The sequence below is a fragment of the Antarctobacter jejuensis genome, from assembly GCF_052266595.1.
GTDB classification, from domain to species: domain Bacteria; phylum Pseudomonadota; class Alphaproteobacteria; order Rhodobacterales; family Rhodobacteraceae; genus Antarctobacter; species Antarctobacter jejuensis.
Map to the genome: position 1 here is coordinate 1 of NZ_JBQQXJ010000036.1, position 10,630 is coordinate 10,630.

Consider the following 10,630-nt stretch of genomic DNA (forward strand, 5'->3'; position numbering starts at 1 on the left):
AGTTACGCAAAAAGCTTTCGAAAGCATCGCGCAACCATCACCATATCGAAACGGTGTGGGGTCGCGGTTACGCGTTAAGGGAGCCGGAACTTGAACCAAATCTCATCCCAGCCTTTGCAGCCAGCGCGTGACCAAATGCGTCGAGTGCGTGCTTTCCTGAGCCACCGTGCCTTGGCTCAGGAAGCCACTATGAATCCTTGACCTCGCCCCTCCAAACGTCCCTGCTGAGATTGCGCCAAAGCGCCTTTTCAAGGCCCTTGGAACGATCAGGCCCGGTGTCCGGCGAAATGCCTAGGAAGTCTCGAAGCCAAGTTGCCAAACGCCGTACAATCGTGACGCTCACACCGGTCGTCCGCCAGCAACTGGCCACCGGGTTGAACCAAGAATTTACCATTGCAGGGCATTGTGACCCTGCGTTTGGTGTGCAAGCGCATCTTTGACGGTCAACCCTGCCTGTCCCAAACTAATTGCCTAAGCAGGGTTGACCGTCGTTTTTCCAAGAGGCCGTAGGCGACCTGCAGCGCTCACGCTGGATTGTTACTGTGCCCTTCCAGAGCGCCTTGCAGCCCGTTCCCAGGATTTGTACGCCGATCAGACAGGGGCTCCGGACCCGCTCGGCGTAGGGGACGCGAATGACCTGCAGCCAGAGAATTTCATTTCCGCTTAGGGCACTGGTATCGTCAAAAAATCTGAAGCCGCAACAACCACAGCCAGCGCGTCGTCAGAACGTGCTCTCAAGCGCCGCGTTGACGCAGATTCTTTGGGCTCAGGTCTTAGCCAAGCCGGTCGGGACAACGCGCCCACTAATGACAGTCCTATTTCCGCCGCTTCACTGCTGTGAAATGCCAATTTCATCTACTCTTCCCGGTCAGGAAACCCGATCCTAACAGCTCATCGCCATAGACGTACCAATCGTAGGATCAATCGAAAACTTTGGCGGGGTTAGCAATCATGTCCAGCGGCGACGGCACCAACGGCAACGATAGCCTGATTGGCAGCTCAGGAGCCGACTCTATCGACGGATTGGATGGCAACGATACCATTTCCGGCGGCGGCGGCAACGACACGCTGTCCGGCGGTAACGGCGACGACACGTTCTCGATCTACGGCAGCAGTCATGGGCTGGATCAGATCGATGGTGGCGCCGGGACCGATACCTGGCAGGGCAGCCACTATGGCGATGTGTTCCACGTCGAAAGCGGGCTGGCGAACCTGACCAGCGTCGAGGCGATCGATGGCGGTTCAGGGGCAGACGTGATCCGGGCCACCTCCGGTGACGACACTCTGGACTTCTCGATTGGGCCGACCCTTAGCAGCATCGAGCAGATCGACGCCGGGGCGGGCAACGATTCGGTCATCGGCTCGGCGGACGACGACAATATCTATGGCAACGCAGGCGACGACACGCTGTCCGGCGGTGACGGCGACGACACGTTCTCGATCTACGGCAGCAGTCATGGGCTGGATCAGATCGATGGTGGCGCCGGGACCGATACCTGGCAGGGCAGCCACTATGGCGATGTGTTCCACGTCGAAAGCGGGCTGGCGAACCTGACCAGCGTCGAGGCGATCGATGGCGGTTCAGGGGCAGACGTGATCCGGGCCACCTCCGGTGACGACACTCTGGATTTTTCGAGCTACACCCTGGCAGGCATCGAACGGATCGAAGGCCGCGAAGGCGACGATTCCATGATCGGCAGCGCCGGCGCCGACGTTCTTGATGGCGGCGAGGGTATCGACATCATCCAGGGCGGTGCAGGCGACGACAAGATCTATGGCGGCGATGGCGACGACAGCCTTAAAGGGGGTGACGACGCCGATACGTTTGTCATGGAAAACGGCTTCGGCTCGGACACCGTAATCGGCGGTGAGGGTGGTGTCGACTATGACACCGTTCATCTGAACGCGGTAAGCCAAAGCGCCACCGTGACTTATTCCGGGGACGAGGTCGGTACGATCATCGGCGGCACAAATTCCGTCACTTTTTCGGGCACCGAGCATCTGGTCCTGACCAATTACGACGATCTGGTGGATGCCAGCGCCGACAGCGTGGGTGCCGACATCGATGCCATGGGCGGCGCGGATTCAGTTCTTGGCGGTGACGGCGGCGACACTATCGACGGGGGGGACGGCTCTGACACCATTCATGGCGGCCTGGGCCATGACAGCCTGACCGGTGGGGGTGGCGACGATACGATCCTCGGTCAGGACGACGGCGACCACATCCAGATCCGCGGCGCCGACGGTACCGATCTGATCGTTGGCGGCGAGACCGGGGTGGGTGACGACACTTTGGCGTTTGAAAACGCGGATGGGTCCAGTGGCGTCGATGTTCTGTTCACCGGCGACGAAGCGGGCACAGCCAGCTTTATCAACAGCAGTGGCGGGGCTTCGTTCTCAGAAATTGAAGTGGTGCAAGGCACCTCTGGCGACGACCGGTTTGACGCCTCTGCGACTACAGGCGGCACTACCCTATCTGGCGGGGCGGGCGATGACACGCTGATCGGCGGGGCGGCCGGCGATGTTCTGGTTGGCGGCGATGGCGCCGACACCTTCGTTGTCCTGGATGGCTTTGCCAGCGATACGATCCACGGCGGCGATGACCGCGACACCATCGACATGAGCGCCCTAAGTGCTCCAGTCACCGTCACATTCACCGGTGACGCCTCGGGAAGTATCACCGATGGCACAAGTACGCTGACCTTCGATGGGATCGAATACCTGATTTTGTCGGAAGGTGCCGATCTGGTCGATGCGACGGCGGACGGCCTGGGCACGGAAATCGACGCGCTGGACGGCGACGATTCTGTGCTGGGCGGCAGCGGCGATGACACGGTCCGAGGCGGTGACGACAACGACTCCATCGACGGCGCGGGGGGTGACGACACGCTGGCCGGCGATGCGGGCGACGACAGCCTGACCGGCGGCGCCGGAGACGACACCCTCGACGGCGGCGCGGGCAAGGATACCCTGCTCGGCGGCTCCGGCGACGACAGCCTCGCGGGCGGCACCGGCGCCGATCTGCTGGAGGGCAACGACGGGGCCGACACCATTGTACTGGAAGACGGGTTCGGGACGGATACCATCACCGGGGGCGAGGGCGGTACGGACAACGACCTAATCGATGTCAGCGCTGTCAGCGCCGGTGTCACGGTCACCTTTTCCGGCGACGAAGCAGGCTCGATCACTGACGGCACAAGCACCGCCGGTTTTACCGAAATTGAACGCATGGTCCTGACCGATCAGGCCGATTCCCTTGATGCGACAGCCGATAACGCAGGCACCTGGGTCCAGGCGGGCGGCGGCGATGACACGCTGACCGGCGGCACGGGTGACGACCTGCTCGACGGCGGCGACGGCGCCGACACCTTCATCGTGCTGGACGGCTTTGGTAGCGACACCATCCTGGGAGGCGGTGCCCGCGACACCATCGACATGAGCGCCTTGAGCGCACCCGTCACCGTCACCTTTACCGGTGACGCCTCGGGCACCATCACCGATGGCACCAGCACGCTGACCTTCGACGGGATCGACTATCTGATCCTGTCAGAGGGCGCCGATCTGGTCGATGCGACGGCGGACGGCCTAGGCACGGAAATCGACGCGCTGGACGGCGACGATTCTGTGCTGGGCGGCAGCGGCGATGACACGGTCCGAGGCGGTGACGACAACGACACCATCGACGGCGCGGCGGGCGACGACACGCTGACCGGCGATGCGGGCGACGACAGCCTGACTGGCGGCGCCGGAGACGACACCCTCGACGGCGGCGCGGGCGAAGATACGCTGCACGGCGGTCTCGGCGACGACAGTCTGGCGGGCGGCGACGGCGCTGATCTGCTGGAGGGCGGCGACGGGGTCGACACTCTGGACGGTGGCGAAGGCGAGGATACGCTGCACGGCGGTCTCGGCGACGACAATCTGACTGGAGGCGGCGGCGACGACAGTCTGACCGGCGGTGAAGGGCACGACACGCTCGACGGCGGCGATCGCAAGGACACGTTGGACGGCGGCTCCGGGGACGACAGCCTCGCCGGCGGCAACGATAATGACAGCCTCACAGGGGGCGACGGGGCCGACACTGTCGACGGCGGCGAAGGCGAGGATACGCTGCACGGCGGTCTCGGCGACGACAATCTGGCCGGCGGCGGCGGCGACGACAGTCTGACTGGCGGCGACGGGGACGACACGCTCGACGGCGGCATGGGAGAGGACACGCTTATCGGCGGTCTTGGCGCAGACACTTTTGTCATCGGGCGCGCCGATTTCTCGGCGCTTGGCACTGACGAAGACGTGTCAGAGGCGATCGTCCGCGAAAACCTTGCCGATCTGACAGGATGGGCCGCAAAGAAAGCTGACGACCAATCACCCGATGACGATGACGATGACGATGACGATGACGATGACGATGACGACTTCGCGGCGTCAACACTCAACATTATTGCCATCAGCTTGGCGGTGCGCGACGTGTTACCGGCATACTTGGACGACTTGACCGTCAACGCGATCGCAACATTGGTCGAGAACAAGCTTGCTGACACCGTCGCCGCAGACCCGAGCGCACACTTGGACCCACATGATGTCGCCAAGGACATCAGGGACATCATCAAGCCGCTCTATGGCGACCAGGTGAGCAAACGTGTCGACGATGCCATCGAGGAAGAGATCGAAAGGCAATATCAGGAACTCGAAGACATTCTGAACCCTCCGACGATAGACGATGACGACCTCCTCGACCTGGCGCGGCACGTTACAATCGAGGACTTCCAGATCGGCACCGACGTGCTGGATCTGTCTTCGCACGACTATCTCGGCCAGCCGGGCCTTTCTACAAATGATGTGAAGGTCACCGGCACCGGTCACGACGGGACCGAACACGCCGTGCTCCATCTGCCGGATGGAACGACCATCACGCTGATCGGTGTGGACCCGGCGTCGCTCGATCCCGAAACACTCGAAGGTATGGGCTTCTTTGCCTCGGATGACACCAGCGACTTCCAAAACGAGCTTCTTACCTCGGCCGGCAAAATCTACGGCGGCGGCGGCGACGACGAACTTGTCGGGTCCGTCGGTTCTGAAACGATCTCCGGGGGCACCGGAAACGACACCATGTTTGGCGGCGGTGGGGCGGACACGATCTATGGTGGCAGTGGATCGGACCTGATCGAAGGCGGTGACGGCGATGACGTTTTGTACACAGGCACCGGCGACGACACGCTACTTGGCGGCGAAGGCGCAGACACGCTTTACAACTCCTCCGGGGATGACAGCCTGGTGGGCGGTGGCGGAGCCGACAGTCTGGTGGCCTCGTCTGGCGATGATACTCTTGAAGGCGGTACCGGCAGCGATACCCTGATTGGTGGCAGCGACGACGACAGCCTGGTGGGCGGGGCGGATGACGATATTCTGAGGGGCGATTTCGAGGCCACCGGCAAAGTGGCGATTAGCCAGCTCTTTTCATACGAGTATTACGAACTCGACTCGGTCAGCTCGCTTGCGACGCTTGCGGACGCCGGGTTTACCTCTGGCACCGAAAACGACAATCCCCCCGATGGCGAAGGTGTCGTCAGCGGTATCGACCCGACCGACATAGACGCTTTCCATGGCGGCGACGGCGATACATTTGCCATCAAGCTGACGACCACTCTGACGGTCACGACGGCGGGGACTTACACGTTCGATCTGACGTCCGACGATGGCGCCAAGATCTATGTCAACGGCGCCGAACTGGTTGACAACGACGGCGTCCACACGGCGACCTCCGCCAGCAACAGCCTCGTGCTGGGCAGCGGCGAACACTTGGTCGAAATCCTGTATTTCGATCAGACCAGTTCCGAAACCCTCAGCGTTGACCTGGCCGGGCCGGACACCGGCGGCGTTCCGATTGCGTTGGAGACGGCGGATCTTTCCACCTCGTTTGATGACATACTCATCGGGGGCACCGGCGACGATACCATCACCGGCGGGCTTGGCGACGACACATTTGTCTACACCGCTGGCGACGGCCACGACACGATCACCGATTTCAACGACGGCAATACCGGAACGCTGTCCGATGGCGACAATACCAACAACGACTTCATCGACCTGAGCGGCTTTTACGACCATATTGCAGAGCTTTACGCAGACCAAGCAGACGATGGTGTCCTGAATCAGTCCAATGATGGCATCGGTGGCGTCGATTACAGCGACAATGCCAGTTACGGCGCGGGGTCACTGACCTTTTCCGGGGCCAGCGCGGACAGTTCTTCCTTTACGGCCGAGAACACCGGGGTGGTCTGTTTCACCGCTGGTACCGCCATTCTCACGCCAAAAGGTGAGGTTCTGATCGACGATCTGCGCGTCGGCGATCTGGTGACCACGATGGACGATGGCCCGCAACCCATCCGCTGGATTGGGCGACGCGAAGTCGGCCCCGACGAACTTGCTTCAGACGTGAAATTGCGGCCAGTTCTGATCCCCGAAGGCATGTTTGGCGCTGAACGGAATCTGCTGGTGTCCCGACAGCACGCCCTTCTCATCGACGCCGATCGTTTGGCCCGGGCGATCCATTTGGCGGAGATTAAAGGCCTGCCGGCACGCATTGCCCATGGAAAAAGGCAAGTTGTCTACATCCACCTGATGTTCGACGCGCACCAGATTATCTTTGCCGAAAACATCCCATCAGAAAGCTTCTATCCGGGCCCGAATGCCACCAAGACCGTTGGCCCGGACGCCAAGGTAGAATTTCATCGGTTGTTCCCACAGATAGCGGCTGCACAGACACGAGTAGACGTTGAGAAGATCTACGGAGACACTGCTCGCCCAATTTCGATGCGCAAAGAACTCCCAGACAAGAATTGCTTGCTGTTGATTGTCACTGAGAACTGACCCGGTAGCCCCATAAATTGTCACTGAGAATTGACCCATGTGAACACATTGCCCCGACGTTTTCGTTTGGGGAGATTTGGAGTGATCGACATGGGATTTTTGAGTGTTATTCGACGCTGGGCATTGCGTGACAAAATGCCAATTCGAGAGATTGCCCGGCGGACGGGTCTGTCTCGGAACACCATCAAGAAGTATTTGCGCGAAGGCGCGGTGGAACCGAAGTTCAAGACGCCAAAACGTCCAAGCAAACTGGATCCCTATGCGGATCGGTTGTCCGCGTGGTTATTGGCTCAGACACGCAAGTCGCGCAAAGAGCGGCGAACAGTGAAGCAAATGCACGCTGATCTGGTGAAGCTGGGATATGACGGTTCCTATGAACGCGTTGCGGCTTTTTCCCGGGCCTGGCGTGATGATCGACATCGCGCTGAGCAGACAGCCGGTCGTGGAACGTTTGTGCCTTTGATCTTTCAGCCAGGTGAAGCTTTTCAGTTCGACTGGAGCGAAGATTGGGCCAATATCGGCGGCGAGCGGGTCAAGCTTCAGGTCGCCCATATCAAGCTGTCGCACAGCCGGGCGTTTCTGGTGCGCGCGTATCCCCTGCAAACGCACGAGATGTTATTCGACGCCCATTGGCATGCATTCCGTGTCTTTGGTGGGGTGCCTGGCCGGGGGATCTACGACAATATGAAGACAGCCGTAGACCGCGTTGGCAAAGGCAAACAACGAGACATCAATGCGCGCTTCAAAGCTATGGCCAGCCACTATGTCTTTGAGCCTGAGTTTTGCAATCCCGCTGCGGGTTGGGAGAAAGGCCAGGTCGAGAAGAACGTGCAGGATGCGCGCAACCGGCTGTGGCAGGTCATGCCGGTCTTTGCCGATTTGGAAGAACTGAACCAGTGGCTCGAAGATCGCTGCATCGCCCTGTGGGCGGAGACACCGCACAAGGCCTTGCCAGGTTCCATTGCTCATGTGTGGGAGGCTGAGAAGCCTTTGCTGATGGCGCTGCCGCCAGCATTCGACGGCTTCATAGAACACAGCAAACGTGTATCACCTACATGCCTGATTACCTTCGAGCGCAACCGCTACAGCGTACCTGCCAGCTTTGCGAACCACCGGATCAGCCTGCATGTTTATCCCAAGAAGCTGGTCATCGTGGCTGAAGGGCACACGGTCAGCGAACATGCGCGGATCATTGAGCGGTCTCACCGCAAACCCGGCAAGGTCATTTATGACTGGCGGCACTATCTCGCTGTTATCCAACGCAAACCAGGCGCGCTTCGCAACGGTGCGCCATTCACAGAGATGCCGGCAGCATTCCGTCAACTGCAAGATCACATGCTGCGGAAGGACGGCGGCGACAGGGAGATGGTCGACATCCTGTCACTGGTTCTCCAGCACAATGAAGAGGACGTTTTGTGCGCAGTGGAGCTGGCACTTGAAGCAGGCCTCCCCACCAAGACGCACATCCTGAACCTGCTGCATCGATTGATTGATCGCAAACCGACAGATCATCCAGAGATCGATCCGCCTGACGCTCTGGCATTGCAAACAACACCAGAGGCCAACGTAGATCGCTATGACGGCCTGAGACAGGCTGGGGAGACGCGCCATGCGTCATGACCCGGCAGGAGCCTCCATCGTCATCATGCTGCGCAGTCTCAAGCTCTACGGCATGGCAAATGCGGTCGAAGACTTGGTCGCCCAAGGCGCCCCCGCATTCGAAGCTGCAACTCCGATGTTGTCACAACTGCTCAAAGCCGAGATCGCGGAACGCGAAGTGCGATCCATTGCCTACCACACCAAGGTGGCGCGTTTCCCGGCGTATAAGGATCTCAGCGGCTTCGATTTTGCGTCGAGTGAGATCAACGAAGCGACAGTGCGGCAGCTGCACCGCTGCGAGTTCATTGAAAACGCTGAGAATGTCGTGCTGATCGGTGGTCCAGGAACGGGCAAAAGCCACACCGCAACGGCAATCGGCGTCCAAGCCATCGAACACCACAGGCGCAAGGTACGCTTCTTCTCGACCGTGGAATTGGTCAATGCCCTGGAGCAGGAGAAGGCGCTCGGCAAGGCAGGGAAACTGGCTGAGATGCTGACGAAAGTCGACTTGGTCATCCTGGACGAGCTCGGCTACCTGCCGTTCAGCGCTTCTGGCGGTGCGCTTCTCTTCCATCTGCTCAGCAAGCTCTATGAGCGCACCAGCGTGATCATCACAACCAACCTCAGCTTCTCAGAATGGGCGCAGGTCTTCGGTGACGCAAAGATGACCACCGCACTCCTCGATCGGCTCACACACCGCTGCCACATCCTCGAAACCGGAAACGACAGCTACCGCTTCAAGGCCAGCTCTGAAGCTGCAAAGAAAACAGGGAAGGAGACAGCAACATTGACCTCGTCATAGACAGCGACGCATAACTGAGGGTGGGTCAAATCTCGGTGAAAATACCGGGTCAGTTCTCAGTGACAATCAACAGTCACGTCCTCACCTAGCGTCTTCAGCGAACCGCCGCAGCGGCGGCATTCTTCGCCCGGAGACAACATCTCTTCGTGCCGGTCCAGATGATCCGGCAACGGCTTGCGGCTGTGCTGGCGGGGTGCTTTGCCTTCCTCGGGTTTGTCAGTGGATTTTGCCTGCTCGTCGGCAACCTCGGCGAACTGCTCGTCTTCCTGAAAGACCATGTTGAGCTGATCGAGGCTCTCCGACTTCGATCCGAACCGGTGCCGGTTATGCCCCGTCAGTTGGTGCTGGAGCTGCTCGACCTTCAGGGTCAGAGCCTTGACCTCATCGGCGAGCAGCCGGTTCACCGCTCGCAGTTCGGCCGGATCTTCCGGGGCTATGTCGAGGTCGTTCAGCATCGCCAATGCCATACTGGATCAGGGGCGTATGGTGAATCCCAAAAGCGCGTAGAGCCCTGTAATTATTGACCTATCCAACCGATAACGGACGCCATGTCTTGCGCGGCATCCGCCAATCGATCCCCTCAAGCAGCATCGACAATTGCGCAGGGGTCACGCTGATCTTACCGTCCTTCGCAGCCGGCCAGACAAACCGCCCCTTCTCCAACCGTTTCGAGAACAGGCACGCCCCTTGCTGATCCCACCAGATGATCTTGAGCAAGTCGCCGCGCCGCCCCCGGAATACGAACAAATGGCCGGAATATGGGTCTTCCGCCAGCACTTTCTCCGCCTGCGCCGCCAGCGTATTGAACCCCCGCCGCATGTCCGTCACCCCGGCCGCCAGCCAGACCCGTGTGTTGCTCGGGACCGGGATCAAGACATCAGCCCCTTCAACAGCTGCGCCAGCACATCAGGGTCAAACCCGCCCTCGGCGTTGATCCGGTGACCGCCGGCCAGCTCAATCTCAATCCGGCCGCCGGGGATTGTTCAGTCCCGGCATCTGGTGGATCGGATCAACGATGAATCTGTCTGGCTCTGAAGTCCAGATCTTGCAGATGTATTCGTAAGGTGTGAGGCCGCTGAGCGTCTTGAGACGACGGGCGAAGTTGTAGGCGTCGAGGAAGTCCGCGAGATGGCAGCGGAGCTGTTCATGGCTGTCGTAGTGGTATCGCTTGACGGTCGCGTCCTTGATCGTGCGATTCATGCTCGCGAACTAGCCGATGCCATGGGTAAGGACTAGGGTCAGGATTCATAACCAGTAGATGACGAGGGCGGCGAGGGCGATGGCCGAAAAGAAGACCTTCGGGCACCGGTCATATCGGGTGGCCACACGCCTCCAGTCCTTGAGTCTTCCGAACATGAT

5 protein-coding genes and 2 pseudogenes are annotated in these 10,630 nt (G+C 60.1%); 3 read left to right on the top strand and 4 right to left on the bottom strand.

All coding sequences use genetic code 11. From position 1 onward, the window contains the following. The first annotated feature begins 951 nt into the window (after positions 1 to 951). The 3 genes from ACTXGA_RS24295 (at position 952) to istB (ending at position 9,271) form a co-directional block, all read left to right on the top strand. Entirely contained in the window at positions 952 to 6,870 is a 5,919-nt protein-coding gene (locus ACTXGA_RS24295) for a Hint domain-containing protein (RefSeq protein ID WP_443397299.1), read from the top strand. Between the two features lie 90 nt (positions 6,871 to 6,960). Continuing rightward, complete coding sequence (gene istA, locus ACTXGA_RS24300; protein WP_443397303.1) at positions 6,961 to 8,490, top strand: IS21 family transposase; 1,530 nt, start codon at positions 6,961 to 6,963, stop codon at positions 8,488 to 8,490. Beyond that, positions 8,480 to 9,271 (top strand): IS21-like element helper ATPase IstB, encoded by a 792-nt coding sequence (istB, locus tag ACTXGA_RS24305; RefSeq protein WP_443397300.1) that lies wholly within the window; start codon positions 8,480 to 8,482, stop codon positions 9,269 to 9,271. The genes istA and istB overlap by 11 nt, the downstream gene beginning before the upstream one ends. A 56-nt stretch (positions 9,272 to 9,327) precedes the next feature. Here the strand turns inward: istB and ACTXGA_RS24310 are convergent, their stop codons facing one another. The 4 genes and pseudogenes from ACTXGA_RS24310 to ACTXGA_RS24325 form a co-directional block, all read right to left on the bottom strand. Beyond that, complete coding sequence (locus ACTXGA_RS24310) at positions 9,328 to 9,726, bottom strand: IS66 family transposase (protein WP_443397301.1); 399 nt, start codon at positions 9,724 to 9,726, stop codon at positions 9,328 to 9,330. Positions 9,727 to 9,796: 70 nt separating this feature from the next. Continuing rightward, positions 9,797 to 10,144, bottom strand: a complete 348-nt coding sequence (gene tnpB, locus ACTXGA_RS24315) for an IS66 family insertion sequence element accessory protein TnpB (RefSeq protein WP_443397302.1) — start codon at positions 10,142 to 10,144, stop codon at positions 9,797 to 9,799. Positions 10,145 to 10,231: 87 nt separating this feature from the next. After that, a pseudogene (locus ACTXGA_RS24320) lies at positions 10,232 to 10,471 on the bottom strand (integrase core domain-containing protein); the annotation flags it as partial. 45 nt (positions 10,472 to 10,516) lie between these two features. Beyond that, a pseudogene (locus ACTXGA_RS24325) lies at positions 10,517 to 10,630 on the bottom strand (IS5/IS1182 family transposase); the annotation flags it as partial.